Origin of the sequence: Nocardia sp. NPDC058058 (genome assembly GCF_042885355.1) — a bacterium.
In the GTDB taxonomy this organism is placed as follows: domain Bacteria; phylum Actinomycetota; class Actinomycetes; order Mycobacteriales; family Mycobacteriaceae; genus Nocardia.
This window is the reverse complement of sequence record NZ_JBHVSA010000004.1, coordinates 746,361-769,416: the sequence shown is the minus strand read 5'-3', so window position 1 is coordinate 769,416 and position 23,056 is coordinate 746,361. Positions and strand designations below refer to the sequence as shown.

16 protein-coding genes are annotated in these 23,056 nt (G+C 68.3%); 10 read left to right on the top strand and 6 right to left on the bottom strand.

Going from position 1 to position 23,056, the window contains the following annotated elements; genetic code table 11:
- The first annotated feature begins 54 nt into the window (after positions 1–54).
- From ACFVUS_RS34615 to ACFVUS_RS34595, 5 genes are all read left to right on the top strand, one after another.
- The gene (locus ACFVUS_RS34615) at positions 55–3,333 is read left to right on the top strand and encodes a DUF5691 domain-containing protein (protein WP_387776434.1); all 3,279 of its coding nucleotides are present in this window, start codon (positions 55–57) and stop codon (positions 3,331–3,333) included.
- Positions 3,330–4,427 carry an AAA family ATPase gene (locus tag ACFVUS_RS34610; RefSeq protein ID WP_387776431.1) on the top strand — a complete coding sequence of 366 codons (1,098 nt, stop codon included), beginning with the start codon at positions 3,330–3,332 and terminating at the stop codon, positions 4,425–4,427. Before ACFVUS_RS34615 ends, ACFVUS_RS34610 begins: the two co-directional genes overlap by 4 nt.
- Positions 4,427–6,625, top strand: coding sequence for a DUF5682 family protein (locus tag ACFVUS_RS34605; protein WP_387776428.1), 2,199 nt, complete (start codon positions 4,427–4,429; stop codon positions 6,623–6,625). The genes ACFVUS_RS34610 and ACFVUS_RS34605 overlap by 1 nt, the downstream gene beginning before the upstream one ends.
- A gap of 19 nt (positions 6,626–6,644) precedes the next feature.
- A complete protein-coding gene (locus ACFVUS_RS34600; RefSeq protein ID WP_387776425.1) occupies positions 6,645–7,814 on the top strand; it encodes a VWA domain-containing protein in 1,170 nt (389 codons plus the stop codon).
- 91 nt (positions 7,815–7,905) lie between these two features.
- Positions 7,906–9,201: a protein kinase gene (locus ACFVUS_RS34595; RefSeq protein WP_387776422.1), complete on the top strand. Its 1,296-nt coding sequence runs from the start codon at positions 7,906–7,908 to the stop codon at positions 9,199–9,201.
- A 78-nt stretch (positions 9,202–9,279) separates the two neighbouring features.
- Here ACFVUS_RS34595 and ACFVUS_RS34590 read toward each other — a convergent pair whose 3' ends face one another.
- The 4 genes from ACFVUS_RS34590 to ACFVUS_RS34575 form a co-directional block, all read right to left on the bottom strand.
- Complete coding sequence (locus ACFVUS_RS34590; protein WP_387776420.1) at positions 9,280–11,790, bottom strand: ABC transporter permease; 2,511 nt, start codon at positions 11,788–11,790, stop codon at positions 9,280–9,282.
- Positions 11,791–11,804: 14 nt separating this feature from the next.
- Positions 11,805–12,578 carry an ABC transporter ATP-binding protein gene (locus tag ACFVUS_RS34585; protein WP_387776417.1) on the bottom strand — a complete coding sequence of 258 codons (774 nt, stop codon included), beginning with the start codon at positions 12,576–12,578 and terminating at the stop codon, positions 11,805–11,807.
- 189 nt (positions 12,579–12,767) lie between these two features.
- Positions 12,768–14,321 carry a protein kinase gene (locus ACFVUS_RS34580; protein WP_387776414.1) on the bottom strand — a complete coding sequence of 518 codons (1,554 nt, stop codon included), beginning with the start codon at positions 14,319–14,321 and terminating at the stop codon, positions 12,768–12,770.
- 96 nt (positions 14,322–14,417) lie between these two features.
- Complete coding sequence (locus tag ACFVUS_RS34575; RefSeq protein ID WP_387776411.1) at positions 14,418–16,301, bottom strand: protein kinase; 1,884 nt, start codon at positions 16,299–16,301, stop codon at positions 14,418–14,420.
- A 205-nt stretch (positions 16,302–16,506) separates the two neighbouring features.
- Between ACFVUS_RS34575 and ACFVUS_RS34570 the strand changes: the two genes are divergently transcribed.
- The 4 genes from ACFVUS_RS34570 (at position 16,507) to ACFVUS_RS34555 (ending at position 20,706) form a co-directional block, all read left to right on the top strand.
- Positions 16,507–17,277 carry a deoxyribonuclease IV gene (locus ACFVUS_RS34570; protein ID WP_387776408.1) on the top strand — a complete coding sequence of 257 codons (771 nt, stop codon included), beginning with the start codon at positions 16,507–16,509 and terminating at the stop codon, positions 17,275–17,277.
- Between the two features lie 165 nt (positions 17,278–17,442).
- Complete coding sequence (locus tag ACFVUS_RS34565) at positions 17,443–18,378, top strand: TauD/TfdA dioxygenase family protein (RefSeq protein ID WP_387776405.1); 936 nt, start codon at positions 17,443–17,445, stop codon at positions 18,376–18,378.
- A gap of 175 nt (positions 18,379–18,553) precedes the next feature.
- Positions 18,554–19,765 (top strand): CaiB/BaiF CoA transferase family protein, encoded by a 1,212-nt coding sequence (locus ACFVUS_RS34560; protein WP_387776402.1) that lies wholly within the window; start codon positions 18,554–18,556, stop codon positions 19,763–19,765.
- Entirely contained in the window at positions 19,762–20,706 is a 945-nt protein-coding gene (locus tag ACFVUS_RS34555; RefSeq protein ID WP_387776399.1) for a hydroxymethylglutaryl-CoA lyase, read from the top strand. Before ACFVUS_RS34560 ends, ACFVUS_RS34555 begins: the two co-directional genes overlap by 4 nt.
- A 53-nt stretch (positions 20,707–20,759) precedes the next feature.
- Here ACFVUS_RS34555 and ACFVUS_RS34550 read toward each other — a convergent pair whose 3' ends face one another.
- Positions 20,760–21,020 (bottom strand): hypothetical protein, encoded by a 261-nt coding sequence (locus ACFVUS_RS34550; RefSeq protein ID WP_387776396.1) that lies wholly within the window; start codon positions 21,018–21,020, stop codon positions 20,760–20,762.
- 303 nt (positions 21,021–21,323) lie between these two features.
- Between ACFVUS_RS34550 and ACFVUS_RS34545 the strand changes: the two genes are divergently transcribed.
- The gene (locus tag ACFVUS_RS34545; RefSeq protein WP_387776393.1) at positions 21,324–21,857 is read left to right on the top strand and encodes a hypothetical protein; all 534 of its coding nucleotides are present in this window, start codon (positions 21,324–21,326) and stop codon (positions 21,855–21,857) included.
- 65 nt (positions 21,858–21,922) lie between these two features.
- Here the strand turns inward: ACFVUS_RS34545 and ACFVUS_RS34540 are convergent, their stop codons facing one another.
- Entirely contained in the window at positions 21,923–23,050 is a 1,128-nt protein-coding gene (locus ACFVUS_RS34540) for an acyl-CoA dehydrogenase family protein (protein WP_387776390.1), read from the bottom strand.
- Between the last annotated feature and the right edge of the window lie 6 nt (positions 23,051–23,056).

Genomic DNA, 23,056 nt, shown 5'->3' with positions numbered 1-23,056 from the left:
CGCACTTGTCGGTGCCCTGCGATAGAAATGCGGTGAACGAACGAAGGGGGCTCGATGACCACCGCCTGGACCGCCGAGCAGATCGCGGCGCTGGCTCCGGATGCCACATCGCTCACCGCCGCCCGCAAGCTGCGCGGCAAGTGGAACGGCACCGGGCAGCACGACACCGCGCTGTGGGGCCTGTGCCAGGGCAGTGGCAGCCGTCCGTATCAAACCGTCGTCGACACCGCCGGGCCCGCGTACAAATGCTCCTGCCCGAGCCGTAAATTCCCGTGCAAACACGCGCTTTCGCTAATGCTGGCGTGGTCCGAGGGCGATATTCCAGTTACCGACGCGGTGGCCGATTTCGCGGGTGAATGGCTGGCCGGTCGCGCCGCGCGCGAAGCAGGGCACGCTGCGCGCGAAGCCGAAAAGGCCGCGCCCGAATCGAATTCGCCGACCGAGGCCGGCCCCGCGAGCACCGCCACCGCCGATCAGCGCCACGCCCTGGTCACCGCCGGCCTCGCCGATCTGGACACCTGGCTCACCGACCAGATCCGCACCGGCCTGGCCTCGGCCGACCGTTCGATGGCGACCTTCGAGTCCGTGGCAAAACGCATGGTCGACGCCAAGGCCCCCGGCGTGGCTGCCGTACTGCGCCAGTTGCCCCGCACCGCAACCCATTCCGACTGGCCGCGCCTGCTGCTGCGCGAATACGCCCGCCTGCACCTGCTGGCCACCGCCCACCGCCGCCTGGCCACCCTCTCCCCCGCCCTCGCCGCCAGCGTCCGCACCCATATCGGCTATCAGACCAGCACCGAATCCGTCCGCGCCACACCCCCGGTCCGCGACACCTGGCTGGTCCTGGGCACCCGCATCACCAACGAGGAAGCCATCTACACCCGCCGAATCTGGCTGCTCGGCAGGCAATCCGGCCACTGGGCCCTGCTGATCGACCACAAACACGGCGGCCCCGGCTTCCCCCAGGACACCCCACCCCCGGGCTTCATGATCGATGCCGACCTCCACTTCTACCCCGGCGCGAACCCTCTGCGAGCCCTCTGGGGCACCCGCCACGGCCTGCCGGATCCATTCACAACCATCCCCAACCGGCATTCCCGAAGCCGCAGCGATGCGGCACGATCCGATGTCTCTACACGCGACACGGAGCGAGACTCCGCAGCCGGTCCCGGCACCGGCGCTGCCACGACCGAACGAGCGTGGGGCATCGACGCGGCGCTCACCGCCCACGCGCGCGCCGTGGGAGCCGACCCCTTCCTGCGCTCCTGGCCGGTGCTGCTCACCGACGTGGTGCCGGTCCGCGACGAAAGCGGCTGGTACATAGCCGAATCGGACGGCACCGCGCTCCCGATCGCTACCGACCACGGCGAGCCCTGGCACCTGCTCGGCCTGTCCGGCGGACATCCCCTTGGCGTCCTCGGCGAGTGGACCGCATCCGGCCTGATCCCCGTCGCCGCCCTGCTCGACGGAACGGTGATCAATATCGACGTCACGGACGACACCGCCGCCGCTCCGAGCGCCTCCCCCGAAACCGACACGGGCAGTGCGGAACTGGTCTCCGCCGCACTGATCGGCACCGCCCGCAGACCCGCGAACCGGGACGAGCTGGCACCCCCGGTCGCCGCGCTGGCGCACCGGCTCGGCGGGCAGCCGGGCGCGAGTTCCGCCATTCCACCCCGGCCCGGCGAAAGCACTTCGGCCGCACATCAATTCGGTGAGGCCGATCCGGCAGTGCATCAAGCGGCTGGGGAAACCTCGGCATCCGGCGGCCCAGGCAAAGACAGCACGACGACGCAGCAGCACGCGGACAGCGGCCCGGCCACGCAGCAGCACGAAGACAGCCCGGCCGCGCGGGCGCTCGACGACGGCGGCGCGGTGACATCTCGGGTCGGCGCGTATGGGGAGGGGACGTCGGGCGGTAGCGCGGCGGTGTTGCTCGAATCCGCCGCGCTGCAGGATTGTTTTGTGCGGGGTGGGGTGGGCGCGCTGGCGGTGGAGTTGCCTGCGGCGGCGGATGATGATGGGCGGCTGCGGATTTCGGTGGCCGCAGCGGCGCGGTTGGGTGAGCTGCTTTCGACGAATTCACCGTTTTTGGATGAGTGGCTGGCGGCGGCCGAGGGGCGGGAATTGCGGGCTCCGGACGCGTTGGTGAGTGTGCTGTTGGATCGAGCCAAAGCGCTTGCGTTGCAGCGGGAGTCGCTGTTGCGGCTGGCGGGGGCGCGGGGGCGGTGGCTGGCGGGGCAGCATCCCGGATGGCGGGCGCTGGTGCGGGCGGACGTGAGCGATGATTCGGTGTGGTCGCACGGGCGGGCCGCGGAGCGGCGGGTGTGGCTGGCGCAGTTGCGGCGGCGCGATCCGATTGCCGCGCGGGATGCGCTGGCGGGTACCTGGGGTACCGAATCCGGGCCGGGTAAGGCGGAATTGCTGGCCGTGTTCGCCGACGGGCTCTCGCTCATGGATGAGGCGCTGCTGGAGACCGCGCTGGATGATCGGCGCGCCGAGGTGCGCCGCATGGCGGCCGATCTGCTGGGCCGACTGCCGGATTCGCATTTCGCGGGCCGGATGACCGAGCGCGCGGCCGCCTGGCTCACCTTCGGGCGCAAACTGCGCCGACCGGAGCTGAGCACGACCGGCCCGGGCGTGCTGGACGATGCCGCCCGCCGCGACGGGGTCGGAGATCCCTACGGCTACACCGTCTATCGCGCCGACGGCGCACCGGACCTGGCGGCCGAATGGCTGCACCGCGTGGTCGCCGCGACCCCGCTCTCGCATTGGGAACGGGTGCTCGGCCCGCCCGAACAGGCGGTGCGCGCCGCCATGACCGAGGCCGTGCGCGGCCCCATGTTCGCGGGCTGGGCCGATGCCGCACTGGCGCAGCGTAATCCGGCCTGGGCGCGGGAACTCTTCGCCGCCTACGCCGCACAGGAGGAGGGCGGCTCCGCCGGCGAGACGCTGCGCGAACTCTTCGCCCTGCAACCCCTGGCGGATCAGATCCGGCATCTGTGCCGCCTGGACAGCAGCTGGCTCGCCGAGATCGAATCGCTGTTGCGCGCCATGCCGCATCCGTGGCCCGGCCCCATGGCCGAACATGTGCTGCGCCTGCTGCTGGAGCGCGCCCAGCTCAGCGCGGATCGCCCGGGCACGCCCAATAGCCTGCGGCCCGCCTCCTATCGCACCCTGTTCCGCGCGGCCTCGGCGCATTTCCCGGTGGACACCGCCGACATGGTCACCGGTATCGCCCGCAAGTGCGGAGATCCGTACTGGGAGCAGGCTTTCGATCAACTCACCTACGACCTCACCCAACGCAGAGCAATGCTCGAGGAGCTGAAGTGACCACGATTTCATCGCAGGACGCCCTGCTGCGCCCGCATGCCGAACAGGCCTTCGCCGAGGAACTCGCCGCGCTCGCCGCCACCGATGACCGTCCGCGCCCGCCGTCCTGGCGGCTGTCGCCGTGGGCGGTGGTCACCTATCTGCTGGGCGGCACCCTGTCCGACGGCACCGTGATCAGCCCCAAATACGTGGGCCCGCGCCGCCTCATGGAGGTCGCGGTCGCCACCCTGGCCACCGATCGCGCGCTACTGCTCATCGGTGTCCCCGGTACCGCGAAAACCTGGGTGTCCGAACATCTCGCGGCCGCCGTCTCGGGTCGCTCGACGCTGCTGGTGCAGGGCACCTCGGGCACCGCCGAGGAATCCATTCGCTACGGCTGGAACTACGCCCGCCTGCTCGCCGAGGGTCCGAGCGAGGCCGCACTGGTGCCCTCGCCGATCATGACCGCCATGCGCGCGGGATCCATCGCGCGCCTGGAGGAACTCACCCGCATCCCCTCCGATGTGCAGGACGCACTCATCACCGTGCTCTCGGAGAAGACGCTGCCGGTGCCCGAACTGGGCTCGGAAGTGCAGGCGGCCAAGGGTTTCAACCTGATCGCCACCGCCAATGACCGCGATCGCGGCGTGAACGAACTCTCCTCCGCGCTGCGCCGCCGCTTCAATACCGTGGTGCTGCCGCTGCCCGCCGGGGAGGATGAGGAGGTGGCGATCGTCAGCCGCCGGGTCGAACAGCTCGGCGCCGCACTGGAATTGCCCGCCGTGCCCGCCGCCGCCGAGGAGGTGCGCCGCGTGGTGCGGGTATTCCGCGAACTGCGGTCGGGGATCACCGAGGACGGCCGCACCAAACTCAAGTCGCCGTCCGGCACGCTCTCGACCGCCGAGGCGATCTCGGTGATCACCAACGGTTTGGCGCTGGCCGCGCATTTCGGCGACGGCGTGCTGCGCCCCGCCGATATCGCGGGCGCGGTGCTGGGCGCGGTCATCAAGGATCCGGTCGCGGATTCGGTGGTGTGGACCGAATACCTGGAAGCCGTTGTGCGCCAGCGTGCCGACTGGGCCGACTTCTACCGGGCCTGCCGCGAGGTGAGCTGATGAGCACCGTCACCACCACCGTGACGGCGGAGACCCGGATCTTCGGCATCCGTCATCACGGACCGGGTTCGGCGCGGTCGCTGCGCCTGGCGCTGGAGAAGTTCTGCCCGGACGCCATTCTCATCGAGGGCCCGGCCGATGCCGATCCGCTGCTCGCCTTCATCGCGGCCGAGGGTATGGAACCGCCGGTCGCCCTGCTCGGCTACCACCCGGACGCGCCCGCCAAGGCCGCGCTGTGGCCGTTCGCGGTGTTCTCCCCGGAGTGGCAGGCCATGCGGTACGGGGCCGAGAACACCGTGCCCGTGGGGTTTTTCGATCTGCCCGCCGCCATGACGCTGGCCCTCGAGAGCGAGCCGGGTGACAGCGGCGACCCGCTCGCCGAACTCGCCGCGGCGGGCGGCTACGACGATGCCGAGCGCTGGTGGGACGCGGTCGTCGAATCCTCCTCGGACGCCGACATTTTCGATGCCGTGAACGAGGCCATGACGGCGCTGCGGGAGACCGCCGAGATCGATGAGCACACGCTGCGCCGCGAGGCGCATATGCGGCAGGTCATGCGAAAGTCGTTGAAGGACGGGGTGCAACGCCTGGCCATCGTATGCGGCGCCTGGCACGGCCCGGCGCTGTCCGGCAAGCTCGGCCCGGCCGCCGCCGACGCCCGGGTACTCAAGGGCCTGCCCAAGGGCAAGGCCACGCTGACCTGGGTGCCGTGGACGCATTCGCGGCTGGCCTCGTCCTCGGGCTATGGCGCGGGCATCACCTCGCCGGGCTGGTATCACCACCTGTTCACCGAGACCGAGCAGCCCATCGTGCGCTGGCTCACCAAGGTCGCGGGCATGCTGCGCACGCACGATCTGCCGGTGTCCAGCGCGCACATCATCGAATCGGTAAGGCTCGCAGAGACTCTCGCGATTCTGCGGGAGCGGCCGCTGGCCGGACTGTCCGAGGTGACCGAGGCGACCCGCGCGGTGCTGTGCGACGGTGACGAGACCATGCTGCGCCTGGTCAGCACCGAAATGGTGGTGGGTGAGGCACTGGGCGCGGTCCCGGAGGGCACGCCGACCGTCCCGCTGGAGGCGGATCTGCGCGCGCAGATCAGAACCCTGCGCCTGAAGCAGCAGGCGCTCGAGCGCACCATCGACCTGGATCTGCGCACCGAACGCGATATGGCGAAATCCCATCTGCTGCATCGGCTCCGGCTGCTCGGCATCGGCTGGGGACAGCTCACCGACAGCGCGGTGCGCAATACCGGCACCTTCCGGGAGACCTGGACGCTGCGCTGGCGACCGGAACTGTCCATCGCGATCGTGGAGGCGGCGCGCTGGGGCACCACGCTGCGCACCGCCGCCGAGGCCAAAGTCCTTGATACGGCGGCGAATCCGGAAGTCACCGTCGGACAGGTCTCCGCCGCGCTGGAATCGGCGCTGCTGGCCGATCTGGGCGGCGCGACCGACGGGCTCATCACCCGGCTGGAATCGGTCGCGGCCCTCGACCACGACATCACCCACCTGCTGGCGGCACTCCCGGGCCTGCTGCGCACGCTGCGCTACGGCGATGTGCGCGGCACCGATTCCGCCGCCCTGACCCGGGTCGCGGACGGCCTGCTGATCCGCGTCTGCGCGGGCCTGCCGAGCGCGGTGACCGGACTGGACGCCGACGGTGCGGCCGAGCTCCGCGCCCTGATCGACGCTGTGCACCTGGCGCTTTCGGCGCGCGAGAACGAATGGGCGACCACCACCTGGCTGACCGCCCTGCGTGTACTGGCCGACCGCGCCGATATCAACGGCACCCTGATCGGCCGGGCCGTGCGCCTGCTGGCCGACGCCGACATCATCGATGCCGCCGAATCCGCCCGACGACTATCCGCAGCCCTGTCGGTGGGCCACAGCCCGGTCGACAAGGCCGCCTGGATCGACGGCTTCCTCGGCGGCCGCGGCCTGCTCCTGGTCCACGACCGAAACCTGTTGAGCCTCATCGACACCTGGCTCGCCGGGCTGAACGAAGACCAGTTCGTCGCCACGCTCCCCCTGCTGCGCCGCACCTTCGGCGCGTTCGAATCCGGTGAGCGCCAAGCCATCGGCCAAGCGGTGCGCAATGGCGGACAGACCGCCACCGCGACGGTGAGCGGCGATCACGACCTGCGCCGCGGCGAGCTCGCATTGCGCGCGGCCGCCGAAATCCTCGGAGTAGCACCATGATCACAGCGGGAGGGGCGGTATGAGCGAGGTGGATGGGGCGCAGGCTCGACGGTGGCGGCTGGTGCTGGGCGGGGCGGCCGAGGCGAGTGTGGGCGGGCTCGGCGGGGCCGAGGACGTGGCCATGGATCGGGCGCTCGGGGCGCTGTACGACGCGGATGCGCGCAACGGGACGAGCGGGCGCAGATCCGGTGGGCTGGGCGGGTCCGCGCCGCAGGTGGCGCGGTGGCTCGGCGATATTCGGCGGTATTTTCCGTCGACCGTCGTGGAGGTCATGCAGCGTGATGCGGTGGATCGGCTGAACCTCACCGAATTGCTTTTGGAGCCGGAGCTTTTGGAGGCGGTCGAGCCGGATGTGCATCTGGTGGGCACACTGCTGAGCCTGAATCGGGTGATGCCCGAGACCACCAAGGCCACCGCGCGCACGGTGGTGGAGAAGGTGGTGCGGGAGATCGAGCGCAGGATCGCGGCGCAGACCGTCGCGGCGGTCGGGGGCGCGCTCAATCGCGCGGCACGGGTGTCGCGGCCGAAACTGCGGGATATCGACTGGGACCGCACCATTCGCAAGAATCTGGCGCACTATCTGCCCGAACAGCGCACGGTGGTGCCGGAAAGGCTGGTCGGCTACGGCCGCAAGGCGCAGGCGGTGCGCCGGGATGTGGTGCTGGCCATCGATCAATCCGGTTCCATGGCCTCGAGCGTGGTGTACGCGTCGGTGTTCGGCGCGGTGCTGGCCTCCATGCGCTCGCTGAAGACCTCGCTGGTGGTCTTCGATACCGCCGTGGTGGATCTGACCGACAAACTCGCCGATCCGGTCGATGTGCTCTTCGGCACGCAACTGGGCGGCGGCACGGACATCAATCGCGCCATCGCGTATTCGCAATCGCTCATCACCCGCCCGGCCGATTCCCTGTTCGTGCTCATCTCCGATCTCTACGAGGGCGGGGTGCGCGCGGAGATGCTTCGCAGAATTCGCAGCATGAAGGAATCCGGCGTGCAGGTGGTGGTGTTGCTGGCGCTATCGGACGAGGGCGCGCCGTCCTACGACCGCGACAACGCCGCCGCGCTCACCGCCCTCGGCGTACCCGCATTCGCCTGTACGCCGGACCGTTTCCCGGATCTGCTCGCCGTCGCCCTCGATCGCGGTGACGTGCGGAAGTGGGCGCATGTGAACGCCGGGCAGGCGGGCTGAGATATACAGCCGTGGAATGTAGCGTCTGAGGCGGCCGCGACCCGCACGGTAGGCTGCCAACCTGATCTGACTCGGAAACGGGGGCTCGACTGTGCGCTCTGGTGATGTGTTCGCCGGTTTCGTCATCGAACGCGAACTGGGCCGCGGCGGTATGGGGTCGGTGTACCTGGCCCGGCATCCCCGGCTGCCGCGCAAGACGGCGTTGAAACTGCTGAATCAGGAAATGTTCACCGACGACGAGATTCGCGCCCGGTTCATCCGGGAGGCGGATCTGGTCGCCCAGCTGGATCATCCGAATATCGTCACGGTCTACGACCGCGGCACCGAGGGTGAACAGCTGTGGATCTCCATGCAGTACATCGACGGCGTGAACGCCTCCGCCGTCAAGGCCGCTTCACTACCGCCGCTGCGGGCCGCGCAGATCGTCTCCGAGACGGCCAAGGCCCTGGATTACGCGCACGGGCGCGGCGTCCTGCATCGGGATGTGAAGCCCGCGAATATCCTGCTGGCGCGCTCCTCGGGCGGTGCGGGCGGGGAACGGGTGTACCTCACCGACTTCGGCATCGCCCGGCTGCGCGATGACACCGGTCATCTCACCCAGACCGGTACCGTGACCGCGACCCTGGCGTACGCCTCACCCGAACAGTTGACCGGGGCCACCATCGACGGGCGTTCGGATCAGTACGCGCTGGGCTGCACGCTGTTCCAATTGCTCACCGGCGTGGTGCCGTTCGAGGGCACCAGCCCGGCGGCGGTGATTCGCGGGCATCTGCAGCAGACGCCGCCGCCCGCCAGTCCGCAGCGGCCCGAACTGCCACGCGCCATCGACGGGGTGCTCGCCCGGGCGCTGTCCAAACGCCCGCAGGATCGCTTCCGGTCCTGCGCGGAATTCGCCGCCGCGGTCGAGCACGCGCTGACCGCGCGACCGGTGCCGCCACGGCAGCCGACACCGGCGCGACCGCAGCCGATCGTCGCGCCGCCGCCGGTCGTCCCACGGCAGCCGACGCCGGTGCGGCCGCAGCCGGTGGTGCCCGCGCCGCAGCAGCAGCGGCCCATGTCGGGATCCAATCCCGTTCCGCTGTATCAGAATCCGGTGCAGCCGAATCCGAATGCGAATCCGGCGTACCCGAATTCCGGTGCGGGATTTCAGAATTCGGCACCGGCCTATCAGAACCCGGTGGTTCCGACGCCGAATCGGCAGAATCCGGCATCCGGGCCGGCGTACTCGAATCAGCAGCAGCCGAACTTCGCCCCGCCGTCCACCCAGCAACCGGCTTATCGTGCGCCCGAACGCAATTCGAGTCAGATCGGCTGGATCATCGCCGCCACCACGGTGGCGCTGGTGCTGATCATCGTGGTGGTCACGGTGATCCTGTACAACCGCTGAGCACCCGCGAATAACGAAGATCCGGCCGGTCACCCCTCGGCGACCGGCCGGATCTCCTTGTCCCCCGGCTCTATTGGGCTACACGTCCGCGATGGCCGCCAGCGGCGGCGTCCGGGCCGCGCGCACCGCGGGCCACAGCGCCGCCAGCACGCCGACCACGCCGGAACTCACCACCATGAGCACGATCTGACCCCACGGCACCGAAATGGTGGCCAGGCCCAGATCCTTGAGCGTGCGCAGGAATCCGACGCCGAGCACCAGGCCCAGCGCCACCCCGACGACACCGCCGAAGATCGCGATCAGCATGGATTCCAGGTAGATGGTGCGCCGCACCTGCGGCCGCTGCATACCGACCGCGCGCAGCATGCCGATCTCGCGCCGCCGCTCCACCACCGACAGCGCCAGGGTGTTGACGATGCCGAGGATGGCGATCACCACAGCCAAGGCCAGCAGGCCGTACAGGATCGCCAGCATGGTGTTGATCTGCTTGCCCTGTGCGCCCTTGAAGTCGTCGCGGTCCTGCACCTGCACCACGGCCCACTGATCGACGGCCTTCTCCAAATCGGTCCGCATGGCCTTCAGATCCGCGCCCGGTTCGGCCTTGATGAGCACGATGAAATTGGTGCGGAAGCTGACCGGCATCACCTGGTTGTACAGCGCCATCGGCGCGACCAGCGGGCCGAGCAGCTGGGTGTCCTTGTAGATGCCCACGACCTGGACCTTGTAGTTCTTCTTGTCCAGGCTGGTGATGTCGACCTGCTGGCCGACATGCCAACCGCGGTCGCCCGCTTCGGTTTCGGACAGCATGATGCCGTTCTCACCGAGATTGTCACTGCCCTGCACGATGTCGTAGCTGAGCACCTTGTTCAGCGGCCCCTCGGGCACGGTGCCGAGCATCTGATCGTCACCGGCCTTGAAGGTGACGCCGTGGAACTGCACCACATCCGCGACGCCGGGCACCTTCTGCACGACCGGACCGGCCGCCAGCGGCACGCCGACCAGACTGTTGGTCGGCCCCTGCAAGATGTAGTCCGCCTTGACGCCCTTATCGACCACCTCGCCGATGCTGGCCTTGGCGGAAGCGCCGAGCATGCCGATCGCGGTCACCAGCATCAACCCGAGCGTGAGCGCGAAAGCCGTTGCGGCGGTACGCCTCGGATTGCGCAGCGCGTTATTGCGCGCCATCCGGCCGACCGGCCCGAACGGGCGCACCAGCACGCTGAGCACCTTCACCACCGGCTTGGACAGCGCCGGCGAGGCCAGCAGCACCGCGAAAATCAGTGCCAGCGCACCGATTCCGACGGTGAGCGCGGCATTACCGCCGGTGTGCTGAGCACCCAGCACCACCAGCACGATGCCCGCGACGGCCAGTGCCGCGCCGATCGCGGTGCGAATGCGGTTGGATTCCGCGGCCGAACCGAATTCCGAGCGCATGGCCTCGACCGGCGGGATGGTCGCGGCGCGGCGGGCGGGCGCGTACGCGCTGACCACCGTCACCAGGACGCCGACGCCCAGCGCCACCAGCACGGTGCGCGGTTTCAGCGCCATCGATCCGGTGGGCAGGCCCAGATCGAAGGCATTGAGCAGCGCCGACAATCCGAAGGCCAGGCCGACACCGGCCGCCAAACCCAATGCGCTGCCGATCAATCCGATGATCAGCGCCTCGCCGACCACCGACTGCCCGACCTGCTGGCGGGACGCGCCGACCGCGCGCAGCAGCGCCAACTCCCGAAGTCGCTGTGCGACAAGCATGGAGAAGGTGTTGTAGATGATGAAGGTGCCGACGATCAGCGCGATCGCGCCGAAGGCGAGCAGGAAGTAGTTGATGAACTTGAGGGCGTCGCCGATCTGCTTCTTCATGTCCTCGCGGACCTGATCGCCGTCCTGCACCTTGTAATCCGGGAAGGTTTTGGCGATCTGATCGCGCAGCGCGTCGGCGTTCACGCCGGGCTTGGCGGCGATATCGACGAAGGCCACATGCTGGCCGTCGGTGAACAGCTCCCGGGCTTGCACGTCATCGAAGTACAGCTGGATGAAGCCGCCGGTATTACCGGTCAGGTCGTAGATACCGGAGACGGTGACATCGATATTGCCCTTGGACGGGATGAGCACCTTGGTGGTATCGCCGACGTGCAGACCGGCGCGATCGGCGCCGCTCTTGTTGATGGCGACCTGTCCGGTCTGGCTCGGCGGCACGCCCTCGATGAACTTGTCCGGTTCGGCGACCGACTTGTCCGGCGGCAGATAAGAGATGCCGATCGTCGGCGCGCCACCGGTCTGCACTGCCTTGCCGTCCTTGAGCAGCACCACCGAACCGTTGACCGACGGCGCGACCGCGCGCACCTGATCCATGGCGGTGATCTTGTCCACGGCCTCGTTCGGAATGCCGAGGGACTGGCGCTCTTTCGGGCTCACCCGGACATCGACGCCCTTGGCCTGATTGGCGAAGATGCTGTCGAAACTGCTCTGCAAAGTATCGGTGAAGACGAAAGATCCCGCGATGAAGGCGGTTCCGAGCACCACCGACAGCACCGTCAGGAACAGCCGCACCTTGTGCGCGGCGAGGTTGCGCAAGGCAACCTTGCGCATCGGACTACCGGACATCAGTTGGTCTCCAGCGACTTCATCTTGTCGAGCACGGAATCGGCGGTGGGCGAACGCAATTCGTCGACGATCCGGCCGTCGGCGAGGAACACCACGCGATCGGCGTAGGAGGCGGCGCGCGGATCATGGGTCACGATGACGACGGTCTGGCCGAATTCGTCCACGGCCGCGCGCAGAATCGAGAGCACCTCACCCGAGGAATGCGAATCCAGATTGCCGGTCGGCTCGTCACCGAAGATGATGTCCGGCTTGCCCGCCAGGGCTCTGGCACAGGCGACGCGCTGCTGCTGGCCGCCGGACAGTTCACTGGGCCGGTGCGTGAGGCGGTCGTTCAGGCCGAGCCGCTTGAGCACGGTCGAGAGCCATTCCTCATCGGGTTTGCGACCGGCGATATCCAGTGGGAGGGTGACGTTTTCCAGCGCGGTCAGGGTGGGCACCAGGTTGAACGCCTGGAAGACGAAACCGATGCGATCGCGGCGCAGCTGGGTCATGCCCTTATCGGACAGTTCGGTGAGGTTGGTATCGCCGATGTGCACGCTGCCCCCGGTCGCGGCGTCCAGCCCGGCCAGGCAGTGCATCAGGGTGGACTTACCGGACCCCGAAGGCCCCATGATCGCGGTGAACTCCCCCTTGGCAAAATCTGCCGACACCCCGTCGAGTGCCCGGACCTGCGTATCGCCGGAACCGTAGATCTTCACCAGATCGGTCGCGCGCGCGGCGACCGCGCCCGTGCCCGTGTCGAGCCCGACGGAATCCGAGACATTCGAAGTCATGCCGTCCAGTGTGTCGGTCTTCGCAGGCAGATGCCATCCGGGAACACCCCGAGGCGTCTACCCTCAGTGATTCCTTAGACGGTCAAGCGACCGATCGGGGCCGGTAGAAGGACATTTCCGGCAGTGCGGGCACCGGCGGTGCCCACCGAACTCGGGGCAGCACCACTCGGCACTTCCCAACCGCACCACTCAGTGCTGCCAGAACGGAACCACGGGTTGCGGGGTGTTGTATTCCGGGGTCGCGCTCGCGGTACCGCCGGACGGCTCCGGCACCGACTCGGTGGTGGTGTCCTGATACTCCTCGGTCGTCGTATACGCCGGAGCGGGCGGAGGGGTGACCCCCGGCGAATTTCCGCCGCCGCCCGAGCGCATCTGATCGATCGCCAGCAGGACCACCACCGCGATCAGCAGTGGAATCAGAATGATCGCCAGCAACCACATCAGGCAGCCGCGTGCCCGCGACTTCTTCTTCGGCTTCTTGCGCGGCTCCGGAAAAACCTGCTTCCCGGACCGCGGCATCGCCTTGGTGGCCGGGCGCGCGGCCGACGCCTGCGCCGGTGGACGACCGGCCGACGGCGCGGCATGCGCTGCGGCAGCGGCGGTTTGCCCGCGCGGCGGCGAATAGGGCGCTCCCGGAGCGGGATTGGCGCGCACCGCCGGTGATCCGGATGCGGCAAACGGCTTCCCCTGCGCCACAGCACCATTCGCCGAGGTGGCGACCGGCTTGCCCGCCACCGGCTTGCCCGGCGCGCCCGCCGCCTGATGTTGCGGTGCGCCGGGTCGGCCACCCTGCGTCGGGAACGGCCGCGGGGGCGTATTCGAACCCCCCGCAAATGCCGCACCGCCGGGTGCGAAGCCGGGCTGACCGACCATCGGATGCCGTGGGCCGGAATGCTGCCCCGCCACGTGGGTCGGCACCCCGGCCAGGGCCTGCTGGGCGGCGGTGGCGAATTCTACGCAGGAGCCGAAGCGGGCGGGCGGTTGTTTGGCCATGGCGCGGGCCATTACCGCGTCCAGGGCGGGCGGGAGGCCCGGGCGCAGCGAGCTGACCGGGGGCGGGGGTTGTTGCAGGTGACCCTGCATGATGGCGATCGGGTGCTGGGCGTCGAACGGGACGACGCCGGTCAGCAGCCGGAACAGGGTGCAGGCCAGCGAGTATTGATCGCAGCGGTGATCCAGGGGCTGCCCGGAGAGCTGCTCCGGTGCGGCGTAGGCCAGCGTCGCGGTGAAGGAGCCGGTCTGGGTGAGCTTGGTGCCCTCATCGCGTAGTCGCGCGATACCGAAGTCCGCCAGGAAGATTCGCTCCTCACCGTCGGAGCGCTCGATGAGGATGTTGGCGGGCTTCACATCTCGATGCAGCACGCCCTTGCGATGCGCGAAATCCAGCGCCTTCGCGGTCTCGGCAATGATCCGGACGGCCTGGCGCGGCGGCAGATTCGCCGATTCCAGCGTGGACGCGTCCGGCCCGTCGATGTACCGCATGGCGATCCACAGGCGCTCGTCGTCGAAACCGCGATCGAACAGCGGCACGATATTCGGGTGATCCAGCCGCGCGACCACATCACCCTCGCGCTCGAACCGCGCCCGAACCTCGCTGTCGCCGAACAGTTCCCGATTCAGCAGCTTGATCGCCACCAACCGCGGCAGTCGCGGATGCCGCGCCAAATACACCGATCCCATGCCGCCACGGCCGAGCTCACGTTCGATCAGATATCCGGCGAACGTCTCTCCGCTGCGCAGCACAAGCACCCTTCCGTGTCCATTAGCCTCCGCTGCGCTGCGGCTGTTCGCGGCCACAGGGAGTCGATCACCACCTCGGTGAGGCAGGCGGCAGCGAGCTTAGTTCAGCGGTGCGGAGCGCCACCAGGTCAGCACTTCATCGATGGTGCCGACGACGCCGTCGGTGTACATCAGGTACTGACCGCGGTTGGCGTCGCCGGTGAAGGCGGTGACCATGCGCGGGCGATCGCTGCCGCTGAACTGGTAGTTGGTGTACGCCTTGCCGCCGCTGGTGTCGGAGCTCTTCTTGTCCGGGTGCAGGCCGCTCGCCACCGCCTGTGCCTTGGCCGCGGAGGAGTACGCGTAGATGCGGTAGAACGGGTCGGCGTTGTTGCCGCCGCCGAAGCAGCGCCACTGCACCGCCCAGTCGCCGAAATCGGGTTCGCCGTCGGACTTGTCCGGCGGGCTCTTGGGATCGGCCAGCCAGCAGGTCGCGCCGTTGTAGCCGGTGTCGCCGGTCTTGCTGGCGGGTACCAGGCGGGGGAATTCCTTGCTGATCGCGGACGAGTCGACCGGCTTGTCCGAACCACCCGGATTCGTGGGCGGCGCGGAACCATTGGGCTTGCTCGTCGCGCCCGCACTGGTGGTGCCGCCGGCGGTGGAGGTGTCATTGCTCTTGCTGCCCAGCGCGGCCAACCCGATGACCGCCACGATGACCAGGACGAGCACACCCACGATGATGCCGACGATGAGTCCGGTATTGGACTTCTTCGGCGGCTGCGGCGGACGCTGTCCGCCCATCATCGGCGGCTGTCCCGGCGGCGGGCCACCGTAGTTGTACTGCGGCGGGCTCGTGTACTGATGCTGCGGCGGACTGGTGTACTGGTTCGTCGGCCGGTTCGGGGTCTGACCGTACAGCGGCTGCGGCGCAGCCGTATTCAACTGTGTCGCATACGGATTCGGCCCGACCGTGGGCGCGGGCGCGGCGGTGCGCGGACCCGAGGTGTACATCGGCGCGTTCGCCGTCGGGGCCGGTCCGCCGGTCATGGGCATGCCCTGCTGGCCCATGGTCGGATGCGGTCCCTGGGTGTGCGCGGGCTGCCCCTGCGGGGTGTACACCGGCGCGGGCGGCGCGGTACGCGGATTCACCAGCGGCAGCGCGGGCGAACTCGGCGATGCGAGCGCCTGCTTGGCCGCGGCGGCGAAATCGGCGCAGCTGGCGAATCGCTCCTCCGGGCGCTTGGCCATGGCCTTGTTCAACACCAGGTCCAGCGTCGGCGGCAGGCCGGGACGCGCACCGCTCAGCGGGGGCGGCGGCTGCTGCAAATGTCCCTGGATGACCGCGGCCGGATTGGTCGCGGAGAACGGCCCGGAACCGGTGAGCAACCAGAACAGCGTGCAGGCCAGCGAATACTGATCCGAGGTGCCGTCCAGGGCGGAACCGGTGAGCTGTTCCGGCGAGGCGTAGGCCAGGGTCGCGGTGAAGGTGCCGGTCTGGGTCAGATGGCCGCTGTCATCGCGCAGGCGGGCGATGCCGAAGTCGGTGAGGTAGACGCGTTCGCCCTTACCGCCGGTGGAGCGGGCCAGCAGGATATTGGCGGGTTTGACGTCGCGGTGCAGCACCTCGTTGCGGTGCGCGTAATCCAGCGCGTCGGCGGTCTCGGAGATGATCTGCACGGCCCGCTCGGGCGGCAGCGTCTGCGGATTCACGCTGGAGGCGTCGACACCGTCGATGTACTGCATGGAGATCCACAGCTGCCCGTCCTCGAGCCCGCGGTCGTAGACGGTGACGATATTGTGGTGATCCAGCTGCGCGACCAGATCCGCCTCGCGCTCGAAGCGCGCGCGAACTTCCTTGTCGAACACCATTTCCCGGTTCAACAGCTTCAGGGCGGTCAGCCGGGGCAACCGGGGATGCTTGGCCAGATACACCGAGCCCATGCCCCCGCGCCCCAGCTGCCGCTCGATAACGTATTCCGCAAACACATCACCGCTGGACAGCATGTCTAGCTCCCACTTCCTACGCCTGCGCCGGGACCCACCAGCGCGCGACGTACCGCAAACGATCGGCATGATCGTGCTCGGGCCGATCCGGAAATCACCGAAACCATAGCGCAATCGAGTCCTACGGAACTATCTCTGCGAAGCGCGCAAGCGCAACAACAGTGATCACGATCTCGTGTCGGAGGGCGGGGATAAGGTGTTCGGCATGCGCATAGGAGCACACGTTCGGCAGGACGGGGATCCCATCGGCTTCGCCGAGAAGCTGGGGGCCGACGTCATCCAGATGTTCGTGGTCGATCCGCAGAGCTGGGACAAACCCACACCGCATCCGCTGACCGAGGAGATCAAGGCCAGCCCCATCGATGTGGTGGTGCACTCCTCGTATCAGATCAATGTGGCCAGCCTGAACAATCGGCTGCGCATGCCCTCGCGCGGCGCGGTGGCGGCGCAGGCGAAGGCCGCGGCCGATCTCGGCGCGTTCGGGCTGGTGGTGCACGGCGGGCACGTCCGCAAGGACGAGGAGATGGTCGAGGGAATCCTCAACTGGCGCAAGCTCTTCGAACGCCAGCAGGACAAGGGCGGGTTCGCGGTGCCGATTCTGATCGAGAACACCGCGGGCGGAAACCACGCCATGGCACGGCATTTCGACGATATCGGCCGATTGTGGGACGCCGTCGGCGATTTCGGCGCGGGGTTCTGCCTGGACACCTGCCACGCCTGGGCGGGCGGTGAGGAACTGCTCGGCATCGTGGATCGGGTCAAGGCGATCACGGGGCGCATCGATCTGGTGCACCTGAACTCCTCGCGGGACGCCTTCGATTCGGGCGCGGACCGGCACGCCAATCTGGCCGACGGCACCATCGACACGCAGCTATTGGTCGAGGTCTGCAAGGCCGTGGATGCCCCGATCATTCTGGAGACGCCCGCCGAAGGAGTCGCCGACGACCTCGCCTACCTCCGCGAACAGGTCGGCTGAACAATCCCTCCGTCATCCCGGCGCGCTTTTGGCCGGGATCCACACTGGCATACGCCTGCGCTTAGCCCGGGTAACGGCTTTCGATCCGGCTGCGCCTAAACCTGTTTCGGACGCTGGGCCGATGGTGTGCTCGAACCACGCAATCGTTCGAGCGAAAGGCCCAGTATGTCCGTCGATTACGCCACCTCCACCGCCACCGTGGTGAAGCTCGGCAGCAAGATCGGTGCCCGTATCGACGGCGTCCGGCTGAGCGGCGAGCTGGACTCGGAGACCGTCAAGGTGATCCAGGACGCCCTGCACGCGCACAAGGTGATCTTCTTCCGCGGCCAGGAGCATCTGACCGAGGACGGTCAGTACGAATTCGCGCAGCTGCTCGGTCAGCCCACCACCCCGCATCCGACCGTCACCTCGCGCGGTGTGAAGTCGCTGCCGATCGATTCGGAGTACGGCCGCGCCAATAGCTGGCACACCGATGTCACCTTCGTGGATCGCATTCCGAAGGCGTCCATCCTGCGCGCGGTGCACCTGCCCTCCTACGGCGGCTCCACCACCTGGGCCTCCACCACCGCCGCCTACGAATCGCTGCCCGCGCCGCTCAAGGCCCTGGTGGAGAACCTGCGCGCCCGGCACACCAACGCGTACGACTACGCCGCCGACCGCAGCGACACCCACGCCAACAATGAGCAGGGCAAGGCGTACCGCGCGGAGTTCGAGTCCACCTACTACGAGACCGAGCACCCGGTGGTCCGCGTGCACCCGGTCACCGGTGAGCGCACGCTGCTGCTCGGCCACTTCGTGAAGAATTTCGCCGGGCTGTCCGCCGCCGAATCCGCCGCGCTGTTCCAGCTGCTGCAGAACCGGGTCACCAAGCTGGAGAACACCACTCGCTGGAACTGGCAGCTCGGCGATGTCGCCATCTGGGACAACCGCGCCACTCAGCATTACGCCATCGACGATTACGACGGCCAGCCGCGCCGCCTGACCCGCATCACCCTCGCGGGCGATGTGCCGGTCGATATCCACGGCAACCCGAGCACCATCATCACCGGCAATGCCGAGCACTACTCGGTCATCGAACAGGTGGCCCCGCGCGCTGCCTGACGAAAACCCTTCCCGGCGTGATGTTCTTGCGTGCGCCATGCCCGGGAAGCCCGGCCGATGCGGCCCCCTCATCTCTCGAGGGTCGCATCGGCCTTTCGCGTATCCGGGGTTCGCACGGGTCGTCGCACGACCGGAGCCGACCGCTCGATCGCGGGCTCGAGGCAGAATTGCGCGCATGGAGATTCGGCCGATCGACGGTGTGCGGGTTCTGGAGCTGGGTAATTACGTGGCCGCGCCGACAGCGGGCCGGATCCTGGGGGACTTCGGGGCCGAGGTGATCAAGGTCGAGCGGCCGAAAACCGGTGACGAGCTGCGCAATTGGCGGCTCTACGGCGGCGACACCTCGATGCTCTATCGCACGATCAACCGGAGTAAGAAGTCGATCACGCTGGATCTGCGGACCGAGGCCGGGCGGCAGATCGTGCTGGATCTGGTCAAGCGGTGCGATGTGCTGCTGGAGAACTTCCGGCCCGGCATGCTGGAGAAGTGGGGGCTGGGGCCGGAGGCGCTCAATGCCGCCAATCCGGATCTGGTGATCACCCGGATCTCGGCCTACGGGCAGACCGGGCCGCTGGCACAGCGGCCGGGATTCGCGGCGGTGGCCGAAGCCGTCGGCGGATTGCGGGAACTCGTCGGTGATCCGGATCGACCGCCGGTACGGGTCGGGGTATCGATCGGGGATTCGATCGCCGGGATCTACGCGGCGTTCGGAACCGTCATGGCGCTGTTCCAGCGCGAGCGCAGGAGCGATCGGGTTCCCCTGGAGCAGCGCGTCATCGATGTCGCGCTCAATGAATCCATCCTGTCGGTGATGGAGTCGCTGGTGCCGGATTACCTCGCCTACGGCATCAATCGGGAGCGCGTCGGCGGGCGGATGGAAGGCATCGCGCCGAGCAATGCCTATCCGTGCAGCGATGGCAACAGCATCATCATCGGCGGCAATGGCGACGCGATCTTCCAGCGCTATATGCAGGTGATCGAGCGGCCGGATCTCGCGAGTGATCCTGAGCTGCAAGACAATGCGGGACGCTGGCGCAATCGCGAGCGGCTGGACGCGTCGATCGCGGAGTGGACTCGATTGCGCACGAGCGATGAGGCGCTCGCGCTGCTCGAGGCCGCCGCCATTCCGTGCGGGCCCATCTACACCGCCGCCGATATCGTCGCCGACGAGCAGTACAGGGCGCGCAATATGATTCAGCACTTCGCCGTCGATGTGGGCGAGGCCGAACCCAAGCAGGTCGGGTTCACGGGCATCGTTCCGGTGATCGGGGAACAGTCCCTGGATATTCGTAATGTCGGCCCGGATCTGGGCGAGCACACGCGTGCGGTGCTCTCCGGACTGCTCGGTATGTCCGATGTCGAAATCGACGCTCTGGAGGGCCGATGACCGCGCTGACGAATGCCATCCTGCGCGATGTGACGCTGCGGGACGGGTTGCAGCTCACCGGCAAGGTGCTGCCGACCGAGCGCAAGGTCGAGATCGTGCGCGAGCTGCTGGCGCTGGGCGTGCCGGAGCTGGAAATCGGGTCGATGGCGCGGCCGGATCTGGTGCCGCCCATGGCCAATACGCTCGAGCTGGTCGCGGCGCTGACGCCGGAGGAATTGGCGCGCTGCTGGGTGTGGGTGGCGACGCCACGGCACGTGGAAAAGGCCGCGGCCGCGGGCGTGCGCAATTTCCAGTACTGCTTCTCGGTCTCGGATTCACACAACAGGGCGAATATCGGACGCACCACCGAGGAGAGTCTGGCCGCGATGCCCGCGGCCGTCGACTTCGCCCGGCAGGCGGGCGGGCGGATTCAGCTCTGTCTGGCAACGACTTTCACATGCCCGTTCGAGGGGCCGGTGGATCCGGAGCGGGTGCTGGCCATCGCGCGGGATCCGCGGGCGGAGGGCTCGGCCGATATCGTGCTGGCCGACACCCTCGGGCAGGCGCATCCGGCGCAGGTGTCGGTCTTGGTGAGCGCGGTTGTGGCGCAGGGGCACTGGGGCACCGACGCGCATCGGATCGTCTTCCACGGGCACGACACCTGGGGTATGGGCGTGGCCAATTCGCTGGCGGCGCTCGGCGCGGGTGCAAGCGTCCTTGACGGATCGCTGGGCGGGCTCGGCGGCTGCCCGTTCGCACCGGGGGCGTCGGGCAATACCTCGAGTGAGGATCTGCTTTTCGCGACCCGTCCGGAATGGTTCACACCGGCGGCATTGGCGACGCTGGTGCCGATCTCGGAACGCCTGCTCGCCGAACTCGGGGAGTCGAATAGGTCGCGAACCGCCGAGGGCAGTCGTTCGGAGGCCGCCGCATTCGAATGGGTTATTCGCAGGCAGCCCTGAACGCCAGGGCTATTGCGAGTTAGGTGAATGCGCCCGCGAGTTCCGAGAACGCGTCAGTGTTTCTCGGCCGCGGCCGCGGCGTCCGCGCGCAGTTTGAGCAGAATCAATCCGGCGGTGCAGGCGAGAATCAGCCCGGCGACCGTGATTTCGACGCGTAGACCGGCAATCCCGAGCACCGCGCCCACAAGTCCCCCGACGAAGATCAGCCAGGCGGTTGTGCGAGCCAGAATTGTCCACCAGCGCGACGATTCCGAGGCCGCAGGCTCCCCCGAGCGCGCTATCGCGCGTTGCGGGGATGTCGAGAATGCACCCATCATCCACTCCTCGATGACGCCCGCCGAGCTCGGCGAACCAGGGGCGCGTCTCTCGGCAAATTTCGGGCGTCTCACGTGTAACTTTGGACACACATTACGGCTCGGCAACGAAATGTCCATGCGACACGTGCGCAGAACACGCCGACTTTACTGATTCGATATGTGAATCATTGCTGTTTGAGATATTGTTGTGCCTTGCGCTTTCGCCGCGATTGCCGTTGAAACGGACCGACCACCCGCCTGGCACCGCGGTACCTCCTCCGTTAGGGTGAGCCCACTCGAGACGAATCAGGAGTGCTCCCCATGGCAGGCAGCAACGTCCGCGCGGACCCGCGCGACGCCACCCCGTGGCGGCGGCTACCCGCCCCCGTGGCGGGCGTCGCGGCCGCCGTCGGCGCGGTCTCGCTCGGCCTGGTACTCATCGGCGCGTGCGGCCTCGGCGGCCAGGACACCTACGTCGCGCCCCCGCCGTTGAACGCGGATCTGCAAGCGGCGCCGGTGGTTTCGACCAAGAACGGCACCACCACCCCGGCCGTCGTGATCCCGCCCTCCCCCACCTGGCGGGTGGCGGCCGACCAGCCGCCGCGGCACTCGCCGATCTCCTCGCTCCCCACCACGGACCCCAAGGACGCGAACCCGGACGCGGAGGCCCCGACCACGGCGTCCCGCACCACGCCGCTGCGCCCCAGCACCACGCGGCCGACCACCACGCGCCCGCGGCCCACAACCGATAACCCCGCTCCTACAACGGAATACACGCGCACGACGCCACCCGCCACGACGGAGCCCGCGATCGCGGTCCCCACAACGGAGGACGATTCGCCCGCCAGCGGGTAGACCCGACATAACGAAGCGCGCCCCGCACCGGTCCTGGTGCGGGGCGCGAAATCGTTTGCGGCGGGCTAGAACTCGACGAGGGTGTAGTCGCCGACGCGGTCGGTGAGGACGCGCAGATGTTCCAGATCGCTGCCCAGGGTGCGGGCGATGGCGGTCAGGCGAGCCACATAGTGGCTGACCGGGTATTCGGTGGTGATGCCGATACCGCCGTGCATCTGAATCGCTTCCTGGCCGATGTGGCGGGCGGAGCGGCCGACCTGGAGGCGGGCGCGCGAGGCGACCACCGGATCGGTGACATCGTCGGCCACGGCGGCGGTGGCGTACAGGCTCATACTGCGGGCCAGCTCCAGCGAGACGTACATATTGGCGGCACGCTGGCTCAGGGTCTGGAACTTGGACAGCGTGACACCGAATTGCTTACGGGTCTTGAGGTATTCGGTGGTCAGCCGCAGCGACTCCTCCATCGCGCCGAGGGATTCGGCGCACAGGGCCGCCTGGGCCTGCGCGGTGGCCACCGCGACCGCCGCCTGGGCATCGGCATTGTCGCCGAGCAGTTCGGCCCGGGCCGAGGCGAACTCCAGCTGCGCGCCGCGACGGCCGTCGAAGGTGCGGAACGGCTTGCGGGACACGCCTTCCGCATCCGCCGCCACCAGGAAGAGGCCGAGGCCGCCACCCGGGAGTTCGGCGCTGACCACCAGTTCGTCCGCGCAATCACCGTGCGGGACCGGATTTTTGACACCGGTCAACGCGTAGCCGTCACCTGACGGAACGGCGGTGGTGGTGAGTTCGGTTGCGGGCCAGCGGGTACCGGGTTCGGCATGCGCGAAGGCCAGCAGTGTGGTGCCGCCGACCAGCTCGGGCAGCACCCGCTGCCGCTGCGCCTCGGTACCGGCGGCCGCGATCAGCGTGCCGGGGACCAGCACCGCGTCCAGGATCGGCTCGGGCGCGAGCCGGCGGCCGACCTCCTCCAGCACCACCATGACCTCGACCGGTCCCGCGCCGACGCCGCCGTCCTCTTCGCTGAAAGGCAGGCCCAGTACGCCGAGTTCGGCGAGCTGACGCCAGACATCGCGATTCCAGCCGAGTTCGGTATCGGTGACCTTCAGGCGGGTTTCCGGATCGTAGGCCCGGGCGAGCAGATCGCGGACCGTGTCGCGCAGCATGACCTGTTCATCGGTGAGTTCGAAATCCATGGCGGC